Below are 17040 nucleotides of genomic sequence, written 5' to 3' on the forward strand. Positions count from 1 at the left end.
GCCCGGCGATGCGGTCAGTAACCGCGCGGCACCCCACCCGCACCCGGCCTGTCGCGAGATCTCCCGGTTACACCCTTAAACGCGGGGCCCCGCGGTTTGCCCCGCGGGCCACCGCTTTTCGAGATTATCGTGAGACGAGCCGTCAGCCTTGCGCGACTTCGCCCTGAGCCGACGCCGAGGACGCGTCTTCCTGGACGTGGACGCCGACGCTGCCCATCCCCGCCACCCAGCCGGTGATCTTGCGGGAGAGGTCCTGAGCCGTGAGTCCGAGTTCCCTGTGGATGGCCTCGCGGCTGGCGTGATCGAGGAACTGCTGGGGAACGCCCATGTCGCGGCACGACGTGTGCACTCCGGCTGCCCGCATCGCGGCCGAGACCGTCGAACCGATGCCGCCGTGCAGACCACCGTCTTCGATGGTGACCACGAGGGCGTACTTGTCCGCCATCTTCACCAGCGAATCCGCGACCGGCAGAACCCACCGCGGATCGACGACGGCAACCGAGATGCCCTGCTTGTCGAGCCGCTCGGCAATCTCGAGTGCCAGGGATGCAAACGGGCCCACCGCGACGAGGAGCACGTCGCCGCGCTCACCCTCGCTGGACTTGAGAACGTCGACCATTCCGTCGAGTCGCTTCACGGCCGGAATCGCTTCGGGTACAGCGCCCTTCGGGAAACGAACGACGGTTGGGCCGTCGTCGACGAGAAGTGCCTCGTCCAGTTCTTCGCGCAGTGTGTCGGCGTCGCGCGGTGCCGCGACACGGATCCCGGGGATGATTCCGAGCAGCGAAAGATCCCAGACCCCGTTATGGCTGGCACCATCGACTCCGGTGACCCCGGCGCGGTCGAGCACGACTGTCACCGGTTGTTTGAGCAGTGCGACGTCCATCAACAACTGGTCGAAAGCCCGATTGAGGAAGGTCGAGTAGATAGCAACGACGGGGTGAAGTCCGCCAAGTGCAAGACCGGCGGCTGAGGTCATCGCGTGCTGCTCGGCGATACCGACGTCGAAAATCCGATCGGGGAACTTCTCACCGAATGCTGCGAGGCCGGTGGGTCCGGCCATCGCCGCGGTGATGGCGACGATGTCCTCACGACGCGAAGCCTGCTCGATCAATGCGGCCGAGAAGACCGACGTCCAGTCCGGCGCGGACGACTTGGTGCCGCGACCGGTGACGGGATCGATGACACCGGTGGCATGCATCTGGTCGGCCACGTCGTTCTCGGCGTGTGCGTAACCGTTGCCCTTACGAGTGACGGCATGGACGATGACCGGTCCGCCGTAGGCCTTTGCCCGGCGCAATGCCGATTCCATGGCGGCTTCGTCGTGTCCGTCCACCGGTCCGAGATACTTGATACCCAGATCGGTGAACATGACCTGAGGGCTGACCGCGTCTTTGAGACCCGCCTTCATTCCGTGCAGGACGGAGTACGCGGTGCGCCCCACCCAGGGCAGTCTCTTGACCATGCGTCGGCCACTGTCGAGGGCGCGCTCGTAACTCGGCGCAGTGCGCAGTGCCGAGAGATGGTCGGCGAGTCCGCCGATGGTCGGTGCGTACGAGCGACCGTTGTCGTTGACGACGATCACCACCGAACGGTCCTTGCCTGCCGCGATGTTGTTGAGAGCTTCCCAACACATTCCGCCGGTCAGCGCGCCGTCACCGACGACGGCAACTACGTGGCGATTCTGACCCGTCAGCGCGAAGGCCTTCGCGAGGCCGTCGGCATAGGACAACGCGGCGGAAGCGTGAGAGGACTCGACCCAGTCGTGTTCGCTCTCGGCGCGGCACGGATACCCGGACAGTCCACCCTGCTTACGCAGAGTGTCGAACTGATCCTGACGACCGGTGAGGATCTTGTGTACATAGGCCTGATGGCCCGTGTCGAAGATGATCGCGTCCTGCGGCGAGTCGAAAATTCGGTGCAGTGCGAGGGTCAACTCCACGACGCCCAAGTTGGGCCCGAGGTGACCACCGGTCGCAGCGACCTTCAGCACGAGGAACTCACGAATCTCGTCGGCCAACTCCGTCATCTCGGCGTGGCTCAACTGACGTAGATCGTCAGGACCCTGAATGCGGGCAAGAACACCCAACGAGATCGCTCCCTCCGTGCTTCACAGCTGCACCGGTGCGCGCCGCGGCTGTCTTCGCGACAGTGCTGCCAGTCTACGGAGCGTTCCGGCGAACCGACACGCGGACTCGGCCCGATTCCGGTGTGACTTCGCGTAACAGCGAAATCCCGCGGATCGCTCGTGATCGCAATCACAGACAAATGGGATCCGTCGCGATCGACTCGGCAACTCTTCTTCCACAAAACGACCGCCATGTCAGCTTAAGGTCGACGTATGGGAACTGTGGTCGACGACCTGATAACGCGAGTGTTCGACGAAGTCCGATCACTCGACGAAGGCGAGTTGGCCGACTACATCCCCGAACTCGCGGCGGTCGCCCCCGATTCGTTCGGAATCTGCATCGCCACCGTAGACGGTTACGTCTACGAGATCGGTGACTCGCGAATCCCGTTCACCATTCAGTCGATCTCGAAGCCCTTCACCTACGCCTTGGCTCTCGCCGATCGAGGAAGCGAGGCGGTTGCCGCGAAAATCGACGTCGAACCATCCGGCGAGCCGTTCAACGAAATCAGCCTCGACCCGCTCACCGAACGGCCACGAAACCCCATGATCAATGCCGGGGCGATCACCGCTGCATCACTGGTTGCCGGACCGAATCCCGAGGCCCGCTTCGAGCGCATCCGGTCGGCGTACTCGCGATACGCAGGCCGCGAGCTGACCTTCAACGAAGCCGTCTACACCTCCGAGGCCCGCACCGGTCACCGCAACCGTGCGATCGGCCACATGCTGCGATCCTTCGACGTCATCACCGGCAATCCCGACGAGGCCGTCGACCTGTATTTCCGTCAATGCTCGATCGACGTGACCTGCCGCGACCTGAGTCTGATGGCTGCGACGATGGCGAACAACGGTGTCAATCCGCTCACCCACGAGCGCGCGCTGGCACCCGCAGGCGTCGAACAGGTCCTCAGCGTCATGGCAACCTGCGGGATGTACGACGGCGCCGGCAAGTGGCTGGTAGAGGTCGGATTGCCGGCCAAGAGCGGTGTCGGCGGCGGAGTGCTGGCGGTTCTGCCGGGCCAGATCGGCATCGCCGTGTACTCCCCCAGGCTCGACGTTCACGGCAACAGTGTTCGCGGAGTTGCTTCTGCCCGGGCACTGTCGAAGGAACTCGAACTGCACTTCCTCCACGTGACGCGGGCGTCACGCTCGTCGATCCGGGCCAGATACAGCGTCATCGAAGCACCGTCGCGAGTACGACGCACCCCGACCGAACAAGCCGTGCTCGACGACGTCGGCAAGCGCAGCCGGGTCTACGAACTGCACGGCGATCTCCTCTTCACCGGTGCCGAATCGGCGGTCCGCGAAATCGGCTCGGTGGACGAGGGCCTCGAAGTTGTCGTCATCGACGTCCGCCGCGTCGACGACGCCAGCGACGTCGCAGTACGCATGATCACCGCGCTGCAGGTTCAACTGGCCGAGCAGGCTTGTGCGGTGGCCGTCGTCGATCCGCAAGGACTGCTGGGACAACGAAGTTCGAGCATCGACCCCGCCAGACGAAGTGGTCGGGTTTTTGCCGATCTCGATTCCGCCATGCAGTGGTGCGAAGACACGCTGCTTGCGGTGCATTGTGAGGCCGATCGGCAGGCGTCGACGATCTCGATCGAGGACCACCCAGTTCTCGATGCTCTGTCCGCGGCACAGATCGAGGGATTCTCCGCAGAACTGGAGACGCGAACCTATGCCCGCGGCGAGAAGATCGCCCGCCGAGGCGAAGCGGCCTCGGGGTTCTATCTGATTCTCAGTGGCCAGGTCAGCACCATGTTCACCGACGCGCACGGGGTCGAGCACCGCATCACGACGCTCTCCGCCGGAATGACGTTCGGCGAGATGACAATGTTCCTCGACACTCCGTTCCTCAACGACATCCGCGCCGATTCCACGGTCACCGTGGCCGTCCTGACTCCGGAGCGATATGCAGAACTGACCGCACAGGCACCCGAGTTGAAACTTGCGCTTCTCGAACGACTGGCTGCGGGCGCCTACGAGCAATTGGACCTGATGTTGCGGAGTGTCATATCCGCCGGACGAATCGGATAGGAACCACACGTGCCCACCACCGCCTTCATCTCGGAGCCGTCCACTGTCACGGTGACCGGAACCGCCACTGCAACAGCTGTTCCCGACATCGTGCGATTGACGATCGGAGTATCGGTGACACAGACGGCCGTTTCCGACGCATTCGACGCCGTCGCGCGTCTGTCCACTGCGCTGACCGAGACCCTGCACGCGCGCGGTGTGCGCGGAGCGGACCTCACCACCGCCGGGCTGAGCGTCCATCCGCAGACTCAGTGGAGCGACGGAGGCCGCCAGGAGACAACAGGATTCACGGCATCGACAACTTTCCGAGTCGTACTGCGAGAGCTGGAGCCGGAAGCGGCGAACTCCCCCGCTGCCGTCATCGCGGCATGTGTATCGGTGGGTGGCGACGCGATTCGGCTCGACGGACTGGAGTTCGATCTCGACGACCGCAGCGATCTGGCGACAAGAGCACGCGAATTGGCCTGGACGGCAGCCGAATCGAAGGCCAGACAGTTCGCAGACCTGGCAGACAAAGATCTGGTCGAAGTCCTCGAGGTGCTCGAGGACTTCGACCAGATCGTGCCGATGCGCGGACGTGTCGCGGCGATGAAAGCGGATTCGGCCCCGATAGCCGTCGAACGCGGAGAGATCGAAGAATCGATCTCGGTCCGCGTTCGATGGGCTATGGCGTGACAACAGTAATTCAGAAGACGCGGCCGGCAGTAGACCAGCCGGGCTTGCGGATCAGCGAGTGAGGTTCTTCTCCTCGTTCTTCTCTTCGCGTTCTTCTTCGAACTTCTGCTCGGCGTCGGGGGTTGCCATGTCGATGGTGGTGCGCAACGGACGGTTCGGGATGAAGATGACCGACACGAGCGTGACCACGGCGACGACCGCTGCGACCAGGAAGATCCGTCCTGTTGCGTCGCCGTAGGCGAACCGAACGATCTGCGAGACGAAGTCAGGCATATTGCTCAGGTCGAGGCCGTCCTGGAGGCTCTTGCCAGCTACTGCCTGCTGCTCGGGCGGCAAGGTGGAGACCGAATCGACTGTCAGTGTCTTGACGCGGGTCGCAAGAATCGAACCGAGCACCGACACGCCGATCGCGCCGCCGAAGGTGCGGAAGAACGCCACGATACTGCTGGCCGCGCCGATGTTCTCGACGCTGACCGTGTTCTGCACGGCGAGCACGATGTTCTGCATCAGCATGCCGGTACCGAGACCCACGATGGCGATGAAGATTCCGATGGTCCAGAGGCTGGTTGCGTGGTCGATCGTCGACAGCAGCCCGAAACCGACCAGCAGCAGAACTGCGCCGGCGACGATGAAGGGCTTCCACTGACCGAACTTGGTGATCAGCTGGCCCGAGCCGACCGAGGCGACGAGCATGCCTGCGACCATCGGAATGGTGAGCAATCCGGCTTCGGTGGGATCGAATCCGCGTGCGGTCTGGAAGTACTGCGTCAGGAACGTCGTCGCGCCGAAGAGGCCGACACCAACTGCGATCGAGGCGATGATCGCGAGAGCCGTGGTGCGCTCGGTGATGATCTTGATCGGCAGGATCGGATCCTTGACCTTGGATTCGACGAACATCGTCAGGCCGAGCAGGGCCAGACCACCGATGACGAAGAAGGCCGACTCCTTCGAGAACCAGGCGTAGTAGTCGTCCTGACCGGCAAACGAAACCCAGATCAGTAGGACGCTGACACCGGCGGTGAGCAAGGTGGCGCCCATCCAGTCGATGGAGACGTTGTCCTTCTTCACGGTCTCGACGTGCAGTGTGCGCTGAAGCAGGAACAATGCGATGACTGCCAGCGGAACACATACGTAGAAGCACCAGCGCCAGCCGGCAGTGTCCACGAGGACGCCGCCGAGGATCGGTCCACCGGACATCGAGACGGCCATGGCCGCACCCATGTATCCGGAGTAGCGACCGCGATCTCGCGGCGGGATGATCGTGCCGATGATGGCTACGACGAGAGCGGTCAGACCGCCCATACCGATGCCCTGGATGACACGCGCACCGAGCAGCAACGGAACGTTGTGCGCCGCGCCGGCGATGACCGAGCCGATCACGAAGATGACGATCGCGGTCTGGACCAGGACCTTCTTGTTGTAGAGGTCGGCAAGCTTGCCCCAGATCGGCGTCGACGCCGCGGTGGCGAGCAACGCTGTCGTGATGATCCAGGCGTACTGCGTCTGAGTTCCGTGCAGTTCACCGATGATCGTGGGAAGCGCTGTGGAAACGATGGTGCTACTGAGCAGCGCGGTGAACAGCGCTGCGATGAGTCCGGTGAGTGCTTCGAGAATTTCGCGGTGAGTCATCGCGCCCGCTTCGCGAGCCGATCCGTCACCTCCGGTACTTGCCCGGGTTTCTCCTACTGTTGCTGCCATGTGCCTTATCTCCCAATACTTTCTACGCCCGTGTGCGGAACTGCCGGTGAGGCCTGCCGATTCGATGCGCCGAACGTCTCGTTGAGACGTTGCAGCGATGTCACTGCGGCCATGGCCTCTTCCTGGCTCCAGTCTTCGAGCATGTTGCGCAAACGCGCCGCACGCCGCTGCGTGGTTCTCCGTAAAACGTCGTGTCCCTCTTCCGATACTCGGATGCGGAACGCCCGCTTGTCAGCCGGATCGGGATTTCTCTCGACATACCCAGCGTCGACCAGATCCGACATTTGTCGGCTGAGCGACGACTGACTGACACACAGATCGACGGCCAATTCGTTCTGTCGGCACTCCCCACGCGCCGCCAGCATGAACAACACACTGACCAGCGCAGGCGGCAGCAGGCTGTCTGCACCGGTGGTGACCGCGGCTCGCAGCGATCTGCCGAACATGAAGATCGTGTCGACGAGCGCTTGGGCCGTCTCCGGCTGTACCGACATTGCCTACCCCTGAATTCGAGTGGCCCGAACGAGCCGTGACTTGAAAACGGAAAACTACTTGCAGAACGAAACTATACGATTAGTTGCGTAATGCAAGCAACTGTTGTGAACGCGAGAAGCGTCACACCGTTTCAGGGAAAGATTTCGGGACGTCTCAGCGTTCGAGGAGCGCGATGCACTCCATGTGGTGAGTCTGGGGGAACGCGTCGAACGCCCGGAGGCCACCGATTCTGAAGCCCTGCTCCAGGTAGAGGCCGATATCGCGACCGAACGACGCCGGGTCGCACCCGATGTGGACTATCCGCTCAGCGCCCGTTGAGGCGAGAGCTTCCACGACCGGACGGCCGGCCCCCGCACGTGGCGGGTCGAGCACGACGACAGCAGGCGAACGCTCCAGATCCGCGATGATGTTCTCGACGCGGGCGCTGTGGAAGCGCACCTGACCGAGATCGGACAGCGCTGCCTGCCCGTCCGCGACTGCACGCGCCGAAGATTCGACGGACTCCACCACGCCGGACGGCCCGACAAGCTCGGCGAGCACAGCTGCGAACACGCCGACACCGCCGTAGAGATCCCAGGCCGTGTCCGCGGTAGCGGCTCCGGCCCACTCCCCGACCACCTGTGAGTACGCGGCCGCAGCGCCGCGATGGGCCTGCCAGAAACCGGTCGCGGCCAGCGCCCATTCTCGACTGCCGACGCGCTCGATCACTGTGTCCGATCCGATGGCAACTCGGGTCTTTCGCGGGCCGCCGCTTGCCGCTCGGCGTGCCATCGCGCCGCGTCGCCCGGGCGTCCGCCGTCCCGTCTTGGACACCGCGGGTGCCGCGATTTCCACGACGTGCCGCTCGCCGGCAGCGTCGAGAACAACCTGCAGCTCGCTACCTGGTGCCCACTGCGCACCGCCGAGACCGTCGTACGCGCTCTGATCGATCTGGGTGCACCGCAGGTCTGTGACGATCCGGTTGCTGCGGTACGCGTGGTATCCGGCGACACCGTGCCCGTCCACCGCCAACCGGACTCGCGTGCGCCAACCCGTTCCGCCTCCGGTTCCGGGCAGTTCCTCTACCTCGACGTCCGATTCGACACGAGCCAGTCGCAGAAGCTGCTCCCGCACGACCGAGGTCTTCATCTCACGTTGGACGCTCAGATCCGCATGCGAGTAGTCGCAGCAGCCCGCCCCGCCCGGGCCGGAGATCGGGCACGTCGGATCGATCCGATGCGGAGAAGCGTCGAGAACGGTGATCGCGTCGGCGCGGCAAAACGATCCGCCCTTGTCCTCGGTCACCCGGACCAGCGCACGCTCCCCCGGCAAACCGTGACGGACGAACACGACCCGCCCCTCGTGCCGGGCGACGACGAACCCGCCGTGACCGGGGTTGCCCAGATCGACCTCGAAGGTCTGTCCGGTCCAATTCTCACTCAACGAACTACGCCTGCCATTTCGATGTTGCCGATCATTTTTCGCCGGTGATCATTTCTCGCCGGTGTCGTAACCGCGACGCGTGGCACCTGCGGTCTTCTCGATGTCGAGCGGCTTCGCCTTTGCCGACGAACTCAGCTGCCACGGAACGCTGGTCACCATCACGCCGGGCTGGAAAAGCAGACGACTCTTCAGACGAAGCGCGCTCTGATTGTGCAGGATCTGCTCCCACCAGTGTCCGACGACGTACTCGGGAATGAAGACGGTGACGACGTCACGCGGAGCATCGCGTCGTACACGCTTGACGTAATCGAGAACCGGCTTGGTGATTTCGCGGTACGGCGACTCGATCACCTTGAGCGGAACCGTCACGTCGCTCTTCTCCCACTCACGCACGAGTGCACGGGTGTCCGGCTCGTCGACGTTGACCGTGATGGCTTCGAGGGTGTCCGGTCGCGTTGCTCGCGCGTAGGCGAGAGCTCGCATCGTCGGCATGTGCAACTTCGAGACGAGCACGATCGAGTGCGTGCGGCTGGGCAGTACGCCGTCCCACTCCTGCTCCTCGAGCTCGGCTGCGACGCTGTCGTAGTGCTTGCGGATCATCTTCATCACGATGAAGATCGCGACCATCGCGACGATGGCGATCCATGCGCCGGCAGCGAACTTGGTGATCAGAACGATGATCAAGACGGTGGCGGTCATTGCCAGACCGATCGAATTGATCACTCGCGAGCGCTGCATACGGGCCCGTTGCGCCTTGTCGGTCTCGGACTTCAGATGCCGAGTCCAGTGCTTGATCATGCCCGTCTGGCTGAGCACGAACGAGACGAAGACGCCGACGATGTACAACTGGATGAGCTTGGTGACCTCGGCGCCGAACACCACGACGAATGCGATGGCAGCACCGGAGAGGAAGAGGATTCCGTTGCTGAATGCCAGTCGGTCGCCGCGCGTGTGCAGCTGACGCGGTAGGTACCGATCCTGCGCCAGGATCGATCCGAGTACCGGAAATCCGTTGAACGCGGTGTTCGCGGCCAGAACCAGGATCAGTGCCGTGACGATCGCCATGAAGAAGAAACCGATCGGGAAACCACTGAACACGGCTTCGGCGATCTGCGCGATCAAGGTCTTCTGATGGTAGCCCTCCGGCGCTCCGACCAGCTGTTCCTGCGGATTGTGTGCGTAGACGATGCCGATCTTCTGAGCCAGGATGATGATGCCCATCAGCAGGACGATGGCGATCGACCCGAGCAGCAGCAAGGTCGTGGCAGCGTTGCGCGACTTCGGCTTCTGGAACGCCGGTACGCCGTTGCTGATGGCCTCGACGCCGGTCAGTGCGGCACAGCCCGAGGAGAATGCGCGGGCGATCAGGAACGCGAAGGCAATTCCGTACAGATGCGAATCCTCGGCGTTGAGCGTGAACGACGACGATTCCGCGTGCACATCCTCGCCGAGGACGTAGATCCGGAAGAATCCCCACCCGAGCATCAGGAACATGCCGACGATGAATGCGTAGGTCGGAATTGCGAACGCGGTCCCCGATTCACGGATACCGCGAAGGTTGACCGCGGTCAGCAACACGATCGCCGCAACTGCGAACAACACCTTGTGCTGCGCGACGAACGGTAGCGCCGAGCCGATGTTCGACGCCGCCGACGAGATCGACACGGCAACCGTCAGCACGTAGTCGACCATCAGCGCACTACCGACGGTCAGACCGGCGGTCGGGCCGAGGTTGACCGTCGCGACCTCGTAGTCGCCGCCACCGGAGGGGTATGCGTGGACGTTCTGGCGGTAGCTCGCCACCACCACAGCCATGACGATGGCGACGGACAATCCGATCCAGGGGGTGTACGCATACGCGGAAATACCCGCGACGGAGAGAACCAGGAAGATTTCTTCGGGGGCATACGCGACGGACGACATCGCGTCGGACGCGAAGACCGGTAGTGCAATTCGCTTGGGTAGCAGCGTGTGCCCGAGTTTGTCGCTTCGGAACGGCCGACCGAGCAGGAGCCGCTTGGTAGCGGTCGAGAGCTTAGACACGTGCAAAGCGTAAGCCGTCTCGCCCGATTCGGAGTCATCAGAGCCCCAACTTCACCTTTTGTCGTGACAACCGGCACGCGGGCGACCGTTGTACTTGCTCTTCCCGTGAGGGGCTGTACCGTTCGATTCGGCGTGCAATCGCGCCATGAGGGTCCATGAACGGAGTAGGGCGTGTATGTCGTCATCATGGGGTGCGGTCGAGTGGGTTCTTCCCTCGCCGCGTCTCTGACCAGGATCGGACATGAGGTCGCCGTCATCGACCGCGATCAGAGTGCGTTTCTGCGTCTCGATCTCGACTTCCCGGGAACCAAGGTTCTGGGAATGGGGTTCGACCGTGACGTGCTGGTCCGGGCGGGAATCGAGCGGGCCGACGCCTTTGCCGCGGTGTCCTCGGGAGACAATTCCAACATCATCGCAGCGCGAGTTGCACGCGAGACTTTCGGCGTCGAACGCGTCGTCGCACGTATTTACGACGCCAAGCGTGCCGCCGTTTACGAGCGACTCGGCATTCCCACGGTCGCCACCGTGCCGTGGTCGACGGATCGTTTCCTGCACACGTTGACCAAGGAAAGTCAGACTGCGAAGTGGCGCGATCCTTCGGGCACTGTCGCCATCACCGAACTTGCCCTGCACGAGGATTGGGCGGGCAAGCCGATCGCGCTCCTCGAGGGCGCGACCAGTTCGAGAGTCGCCTTCATCATCCGCTTCGGGACCGGCATTCTCCCCGACCGCAAGACTGTCATCCAGGCCGACGATCAGGTCTACATCGCCGCCGTGTCGGGAACCGTCGCCGAAGCTGTCGCACTGGCCGGCAACCCGCCGCCGAGCGACGACTGAGGGAGGCCGCAGATGAATGATCCGTACGCCGTCCCCCACAACAAGACTGCGACTGTGTTGCACTACAACGTGATTGGAAGTTCTCGATGAAGGTCGCCATCGCCGGAGCCGGCGCCGTAGGCCGTTCCATTGCGCGAGAGCTGATTCGAAGCTCACATGACGTCATGCTGATCGAACGCAAACTCGATCACATCGAACCGGAGTCGGTGCCCGAGGCGAAGTGGGTGCACGCGGACGCCTGCGAACTCAGCAGACTCGAGGACGCGTCGATGGAGTCGTACGAGGTCGTGATTGCCGCGACCGGAGACGACAAGGCAAACCTGGTCCTCAGTCTGCTCGCGAAAACCGAGTTCGGTGTTCGCCGAGTTGTCGCCCGCGTCAACGATCCCCGCAACGAGTGGCTCTTCGACGAGTCCTGGGGCGTGGACGTCGCCGTCTCGACACCGCGGATGCTCGCTTCGCTCGTCGAAGAGGCCGTCTCGGTCGGTGACCTGGTCAAACTGATGACACTGCGGCAGGGACAGGCCAACCTCGTCGAGATCACGTTGCCCGACAACACACCTCTTGCCGGAAAAGCCGTCAAGAAACTCGAACTTCCGCGAGACTGCGCACTGGTCACCATCCTGCGTGGCGGACGCGTGATCGTCCCGCAGATGGACGATCCCATCGAAGGCGGGGACGAACTGCTCTTCGTTGCGGCCGTCGACGCCGAGGATCAGTTGCGCGTTGCACTCCGCCTGGAGAATTGACCGACGAACACACTGACGACGAAAGGGAATCACATGGCACAAGCGCCCGAAAACACCGTAGTCACCGACAATCCGGCCCAGAGCCGGTACGAGATCCATGCCGACGGCGACCTCGCCGGGATCGAGGACTACACCACCTCCGGTGACGTCGTCTCGTTCAACCACACCGAGATCTACCCCGCCTTCGAAGGTTTCGGATTGGCCGGGGTTCTCGTCCGCCAGGCTCTGGACGACCTACGAGCACGCGGCCTCAAGGTTCACCCGGTGTGCCCGTACGTCGTGAAGTTCCTCGACAAGCACCCCGAGTACCAGGACCTGATCAGCTGAGATCGCGGTCTTCGCGCGGCTTCGTCAGATTCACCGAGCCCACCTCTTCGGACCCTGCGTCCGTTGCGGTGGGCTCGCTGCTTTCGGGCTCCACAACCGGTTCAGGCTCGACGATGCGATCGGCCTTACGCACAGCCCAGACCGTCACGAGCAGCACCAAACCGGTCAACGGCCAACCCATGCCGATACGCGCGACTGCGAGCCATCCGGTGTGGTCGGTGTCGTAGAGCTGTGACTGAACGAGATACCGCGCACCGAAGACCAACGCCCACGCCGCCGTCGCGACGTCGTAGAGCCGGACGGCGGAGCTGTGCTTGCGCCAGAGATTGCCGTGCCCGTTGAGATAGCCCCAGATGATTCCGACGAGGGGCCAGCGCACGAGGATCGAAATCAGGAAGACCGCACCGTAGGCGAGGCTCGTGTAGATACCGAAGAGGAAATATCCTTTGGCGTCGCCGGTGCGGTAGGCGATGAATGCGGAAACTCCGACTCCGAGAAAACCGGAAATAGCGGGTTGGAGGGAATCCTTGCGGAAGAGGCGCCAGGCCGCGATAGCGACAGCGACGCCCAATGCGGCCCAGATTGCCGCGGTGAGATTCCAGATGCTGTTGACCGGGACAAAAATCAGAATCGGCAAAGACGAATAGATCAGACCACTCAGCCCGCCGAGTTGGTCGATTACCGATCGCTGTTGTGTTTCAGTCACCTGTCGAGGGTGCCACAGTCACCGAGTTGCACGGTAAATGCGGGAAACGCGCCTATTCGCCGCGCAGTTCGTAGTAAGGGTTGAAGATCGCCTTGCGACCGTCACGCTCGCCCACACGACCGCGGATCAGCAGGGTCTTACCGGTCTCGATTCCCGGGATCCGGCGACGCCCGATCCAGACGAGATTGATCACCTCGGTGCCATCGAAGAACTCGGCCTCGATGCTGGCATTTCCCGACTTGGGACACGCGTCGACGCTGCGGAGTCGGCCCACCATCGTGACTTCTTCACCGCGACGACAATCGCATGCCTTCTGACCTCCGGAAGCCTTGTTGGACTCGGCCATCTCCTGGGCGTCCAACTGGTCGACGTCCTCGGTCAGACGCTGGGTCAGTCGACGAAAATATCCTGCGGCGGCGGGTGCCATTGCGCGCTCCTGCGAACATGTGTGACGCAAGGGTTTCGCGTCACGTGAAGGGCTGTGTGATCGCCACTGTAGACCCATTACGAGCGTGTAACCACACCGGTCAGTCCGCGTCTCGGGGGCACCGGGCAAGATCAAGAGATGCAGAACTCGGAATTGGCGACCGTTGCCGTCGTTCTCCCAGGTACAGGCTCTGACGCCCACTTCGCGGACCGCGCATTCCGGGCGCCGCTGGAGGCTCTGGGTGTGCGCATCGTCGCAATTGAACCGGACCCTCGGCGTGTCGTGGACGGCTATCTGGACGCGATGGACAGAGCCGCGGACACGCACGGCCGAATCATCGTCGGAGGGGTCTCGATCGGAGCGGCCGTTGCACTCCAGTGGGCCGCCGACAATCCCGATCGAACCGTGAGTGTGTTGGCAGCGCTTCCGGCCTGGACGGGCTCGGCCGACGACGCCCCCGCAGCAGCGAGCGCGCGGTTCACCGCCGGGCAACTGCGCTCCGAAGGCTTGGAGTCGGTGATCGCTGCGATGCTCGCGTCGAGTCCGGCGTGGCTCGGAGCCGAACTCGAGCGCTCCTGGCGCTCTCAGTGGCCCGATCTCCCGGCTGCGCTCGACGAGGCGGCGTCGTACCACTCACTCGGCGAGAGCGCGCTACGGGCGGTAGGCGTTCCGGTCGGCATTGCGTCGGCGATGGACGATCCGGTTCATCCCGCGTCAGTGGCGCAGGCCTGGGCGGCTTCACTCCCCCGCGGCGCAGTCGCCACGACGACGCTCGACATGATCGGGCGCGACCCCGCGGTTCTCGGGTCCACCTGCATCAAAGCGCTCGCGGCGATCGAATCCGATACCACCGCGAGCGCCTGAAGAAAATCCTGTTACTGACCCAATTGCTGCATGGCAGAACCGGATTCGCCGCTACGAGGCGGCGGGGTCGGCCGTGCTGGAGGTGCCGGCGGAGCGGGCGGTGCTGACTGCTGTTGCTGCTGGGCGGCGACCTGTTGCTGCTGCGCTGCCGCCAACTGCTGCTCGTGTGCGGCCGCCAACTGCTCGGCGAGCACCTGCGGGAGCACCACGGGCAGCGGTGTCCGCACCGGATGCGGCTCTGATCCTCGGTTGACGACGGTGTCACGCAAGATGTCCCGTGCGATTGCCACCAGAGGGGCGTTCGCGGCGGTGGATCCACTCGGACCCGCGACCACGCAGCGCACCATCCACCGGGGACCGTCGACGCCGATGAACCGCAGGTCCATGTTGGCCGTCACAGCAGCCAGTTCACGGCCCCACGGGCCGTTCTCGACGCTCACCGCGGAATTGTCGTCGCGAAGCGACTGCGCGAGCTCGGCAACGACCTCACGCCACTGACCGGGCGATTTCGGGGCGGCGTAGGCAGCAACCGTGATGCGGCCGTGCTCGGTGACCAGGTGCACGGCCTGCGGCGAACCGTTGGGCGCCATCTCGACCTGCAACTGCCCGCCGGTCGGCATCGGCACCAGAACGGAACCGAGATCAAGACGCTGACCGTCACGGCCTGCCGTCGGATCGTCGGAATCGATCTCCGAGATGTCGTAAGGGCCTTCCGATTCGTCACCGAACTCGTCGCCGGTGACTTCGAGATCGTCTTCGACCTCGTCGATCTCCACCGACTCGTCGTTCTCGTCACCGAAGAAGCTGGTGGTTTCCTCGTCGACGTCTGTCTTCTTCTTGCGTCCGAACATGATTCAGACTCCCTCTCCGACTACCGCGCCAGGCGCATCGGTATCGAGTATCGCGTGCCCGCCGCTGGAACCGTAGCCTCCGGTTCCTCTGGTCGTGTCGTCCAGCGATTGGACTTCCTCGAAAACCGGAAGTTCGACTCGTTGAACCACGAGCTGAGCGATTCGGTCACCGCGGCGGATGTCGATGGCTGTGGCCGGATCGAGATTGATCAAGCAGACCTTGAGTTCGCCCCGGTATCCCGCGTCCACGGTTCCGGGCGCATTCACGATCGACAGTCCCGATTTGGCGGCGAGTCCGGAACGCGGATGGATCAAGCCGACGGTGCCCACCGGCAAAGCGATCGCGATCCCCGTTCCGACCAGTGTTCGGTGGCCGGGTTCGATGGTGACGTCGCTGGTGGAGCACAGATCCACACCCGCATCTCCGGGATGCGCACGCTGTGGAACGGGCAGGTCTGGATCCAGTCGCTTCAAGGCGATGGAGAGATGGTCGCTCACGTGGGCCAAGACTACTCGTAGCGACGGACTATCCTTGACAGGTGCCCGAAACATCTCGACCTGACGTCGCCACCACAACGCCCCCGTCCACGACGCTGTACTCCGAGCGCCTGTGGGTGCCGATCTGGTGGTGGATCGCCGGGCTGGCCGTAGCCGGACTCCTCGCGGCCGAGGTCCACATGGGCCGCCCGGGGCTTCTCTCGTACCTGGCGTACGTCGTACTACTCCCGATCCCGATCTGGGCGGCATTCTGGCTCAGCCGGATGCGCGTCGAGGTGGTGGAGACAGCAGGGGTGAAGGAATTGCACGTGGGTAGAGCCCACCTGCCGGTCGAATTGATTTCACGGGCGGCAGCAGTGCCGGCTTCCGCGAAGAGTGCTGCGATGGGGCGCCAACTCGATCCGTCGGCGTTCGTCCAGCATCGCCCATGGGTCAAGACAATGGTGTTGATCGTGCTCGACGACCCGGAGGATCCCACGCCGTACTGGTTGGTGAGCACACGTCGTCCCGCTGATCTGCTGGCTGCGCTGGATCTCTGACCAGCGCGGTCACAGCAAAGCAGTACTTCCCGACCCTTGGTCGACCCTCGCGCTGACGGGTCGACCACCGGGAAGGGAGATCAGGCAGCGCAGTCCATGCATACGAGCTGTCCGTTGGCATCACTGGCCAGGCGGCTGCGGTGATGAACCAGGAAGCAGCTCGAACACGTGAACTCGTCTGCCTGCTTCGGAACAACTCGAACCGAGAGTTCCTCGCCGGAAAGGTCGGCACCCGGCAGCTCGAAGGACTCCGCGGTGTCCGTCTCGTCGATGTCGACGACGGCTGACTGCGCTTCGTTGCGTCGCGCCTTCAGCTCCTCGAGCGAGTCCTCCGAAACCTCGTCGGACTCTGTACGCCTCGGTGCGTCGTAGTCAGTTGCCATCTCGTCTACCCCATCCTCTTCGTGTATCCCGGTCCCGTGTGCGCCGAGAATCCGGTAGATCCTTGATGCGCATGGAAACCGCCGTGGCATCCAGATCATTCCCTGTCGCTGCATAACGCTGCAGGACTGGAATTAGTGCCCGGAAGTTCCTTCCGAGAACGTGATCTGCGCCTCATTTGGTTGTCATTTCGGCGTCCGGCCGATGCCCAGTTGAACGACCTGGGCCGCCAGACAGTAGCCGACGTGAGCACGAAAGTAGTAACCGAATCGGAAATTTCCGAAAAATGACTGCGAATTGTCACCAAGGCAAGAGCAAGCTGTGACCTTTCCACGATGTTTTCGGGCCGAATCCGGGTAG

The 17040-nt window shown here is 63.3% G+C and carries 17 protein-coding genes; 7 read left to right on the forward strand and 10 right to left on the reverse strand.

The window, feature by feature from the left end; all coding sequences use genetic code 11:
• Window positions 1-142 precede the first annotated feature (142 nt).
• On the reverse strand, window positions 143-2089 hold the full coding sequence (gene dxs / locus M1L53_RS08710; RefSeq protein WP_054188509.1) for a 1-deoxy-D-xylulose-5-phosphate synthase: 1947 nt from the start codon (window positions 2087-2089) through the stop codon (window positions 143-145).
• Between the two features lie 252 nt (window positions 2090-2341).
• Between dxs and glsA the strand changes: the two genes are divergently transcribed.
• On the forward strand, window positions 2342-4168 hold the full coding sequence (glsA, locus tag M1L53_RS08715) for a glutaminase A (RefSeq protein WP_054188510.1): 1827 nt from the start codon (window positions 2342-2344) through the stop codon (window positions 4166-4168).
• A 9-nt stretch (window positions 4169-4177) separates the two neighbouring features.
• Complete coding sequence (locus M1L53_RS08720) at window positions 4178-4843, forward strand: SIMPL domain-containing protein (RefSeq protein WP_054188511.1); 666 nt, start codon at window positions 4178-4180, stop codon at window positions 4841-4843.
• A gap of 51 nt (window positions 4844-4894) precedes the next feature.
• Here M1L53_RS08720 and M1L53_RS08725 read toward each other — a convergent pair whose 3' ends face one another.
• The 4 genes from M1L53_RS08725 to M1L53_RS08740 form a co-directional block, all read right to left on the reverse strand.
• On the reverse strand, window positions 4895-6541 hold the full coding sequence (locus tag M1L53_RS08725) for an MDR family MFS transporter (RefSeq protein ID WP_007732863.1): 1647 nt from the start codon (window positions 6539-6541) through the stop codon (window positions 4895-4897).
• Between the two features lie 5 nt (window positions 6542-6546).
• Window positions 6547-7035 carry a MarR family winged helix-turn-helix transcriptional regulator gene (locus tag M1L53_RS08730; RefSeq protein WP_003942624.1) on the reverse strand — a complete coding sequence of 163 codons (489 nt, stop codon included), beginning with the start codon at window positions 7033-7035 and terminating at the stop codon, window positions 6547-6549.
• Window positions 7036-7189: 154 nt separating this feature from the next.
• Complete coding sequence (locus M1L53_RS08735) at window positions 7190-8458, reverse strand: class I SAM-dependent RNA methyltransferase (RefSeq protein WP_054188512.1); 1269 nt, start codon at window positions 8456-8458, stop codon at window positions 7190-7192.
• Window positions 8459-8506: 48 nt separating this feature from the next.
• Window positions 8507-10501 carry an APC family permease gene (locus tag M1L53_RS08740; RefSeq protein WP_007732857.1) on the reverse strand — a complete coding sequence of 665 codons (1995 nt, stop codon included), beginning with the start codon at window positions 10499-10501 and terminating at the stop codon, window positions 8507-8509.
• A gap of 171 nt (window positions 10502-10672) precedes the next feature.
• On the opposite strand from M1L53_RS08740, the gene M1L53_RS08745 reads away from it, so the two are divergent.
• From M1L53_RS08745 to M1L53_RS08755, 3 genes are all read left to right on the forward strand, one after another.
• Complete coding sequence (locus M1L53_RS08745) at window positions 10673-11338, forward strand: TrkA family potassium uptake protein (protein WP_003942587.1); 666 nt, start codon at window positions 10673-10675, stop codon at window positions 11336-11338.
• An 86-nt stretch (window positions 11339-11424) separates the two neighbouring features.
• Window positions 11425-12087, forward strand: a complete 663-nt coding sequence (locus tag M1L53_RS08750; RefSeq protein WP_003942632.1) for a TrkA family potassium uptake protein — start codon at window positions 11425-11427, stop codon at window positions 12085-12087.
• A gap of 33 nt (window positions 12088-12120) precedes the next feature.
• Window positions 12121-12414 (forward strand): GNAT family N-acetyltransferase, encoded by a 294-nt coding sequence (locus M1L53_RS08755; RefSeq protein ID WP_003942641.1) that lies wholly within the window; start codon window positions 12121-12123, stop codon window positions 12412-12414.
• On the opposite strand, the gene M1L53_RS08760 is transcribed toward M1L53_RS08755, so the two are convergent.
• Both M1L53_RS08760 and M1L53_RS08765 read right to left on the reverse strand, forming a co-directional pair.
• Entirely contained in the window at window positions 12407-13120 is a 714-nt protein-coding gene (locus M1L53_RS08760) for a DUF3159 domain-containing protein (RefSeq protein WP_003942611.1), read from the reverse strand. The two genes, M1L53_RS08755 and M1L53_RS08760, sit on opposite strands and share 8 nt — an antisense overlap.
• Window positions 13121-13172: 52 nt before the next feature.
• Window positions 13173-13547, reverse strand: coding sequence for an OB-fold nucleic acid binding domain-containing protein (locus M1L53_RS08765; RefSeq protein WP_003942613.1), 375 nt, complete (start codon window positions 13545-13547; stop codon window positions 13173-13175).
• A gap of 138 nt (window positions 13548-13685) precedes the next feature.
• Between M1L53_RS08765 and M1L53_RS08770 the strand changes: the two genes are divergently transcribed.
• Complete coding sequence (locus M1L53_RS08770) at window positions 13686-14411, forward strand: alpha/beta fold hydrolase (RefSeq protein ID WP_007732844.1); 726 nt, start codon at window positions 13686-13688, stop codon at window positions 14409-14411.
• A gap of 11 nt (window positions 14412-14422) precedes the next feature.
• On the opposite strand, the gene M1L53_RS08775 is transcribed toward M1L53_RS08770, so the two are convergent.
• The gene (locus M1L53_RS08775; RefSeq protein ID WP_003942585.1) at window positions 14423-15262 is read right to left on the reverse strand and encodes a DUF3710 domain-containing protein; all 840 of its coding nucleotides are present in this window, start codon (window positions 15260-15262) and stop codon (window positions 14423-14425) included.
• A 3-nt stretch (window positions 15263-15265) separates the two neighbouring features.
• On the reverse strand, window positions 15266-15760 hold the full coding sequence (gene dut, locus M1L53_RS08780; protein ID WP_054188513.1) for a dUTP diphosphatase: 495 nt from the start codon (window positions 15758-15760) through the stop codon (window positions 15266-15268).
• Window positions 15761-15801: 41 nt separating this feature from the next.
• Between dut and M1L53_RS08785 the strand changes: the two genes are divergently transcribed.
• Window positions 15802-16299, forward strand: coding sequence for a DUF3093 domain-containing protein (locus M1L53_RS08785; protein WP_003942596.1), 498 nt, complete (start codon window positions 15802-15804; stop codon window positions 16297-16299).
• An 80-nt stretch (window positions 16300-16379) separates the two neighbouring features.
• Here the strand turns inward: M1L53_RS08785 and M1L53_RS08790 are convergent, their stop codons facing one another.
• The gene (locus tag M1L53_RS08790) at window positions 16380-16682 is read right to left on the reverse strand and encodes a DUF4193 domain-containing protein (RefSeq protein WP_003942593.1); all 303 of its coding nucleotides are present in this window, start codon (window positions 16680-16682) and stop codon (window positions 16380-16382) included.
• Between the last annotated feature and the right edge of the window lie 358 nt (window positions 16683-17040).

The sequence above is a fragment of the Rhodococcus sp. T9N genome, assembly GCF_024436645.1.
In the GTDB taxonomy this organism is placed as follows: domain Bacteria; phylum Actinomycetota; class Actinomycetes; order Mycobacteriales; family Mycobacteriaceae; genus Rhodococcus_F; species Rhodococcus_F qingshengii.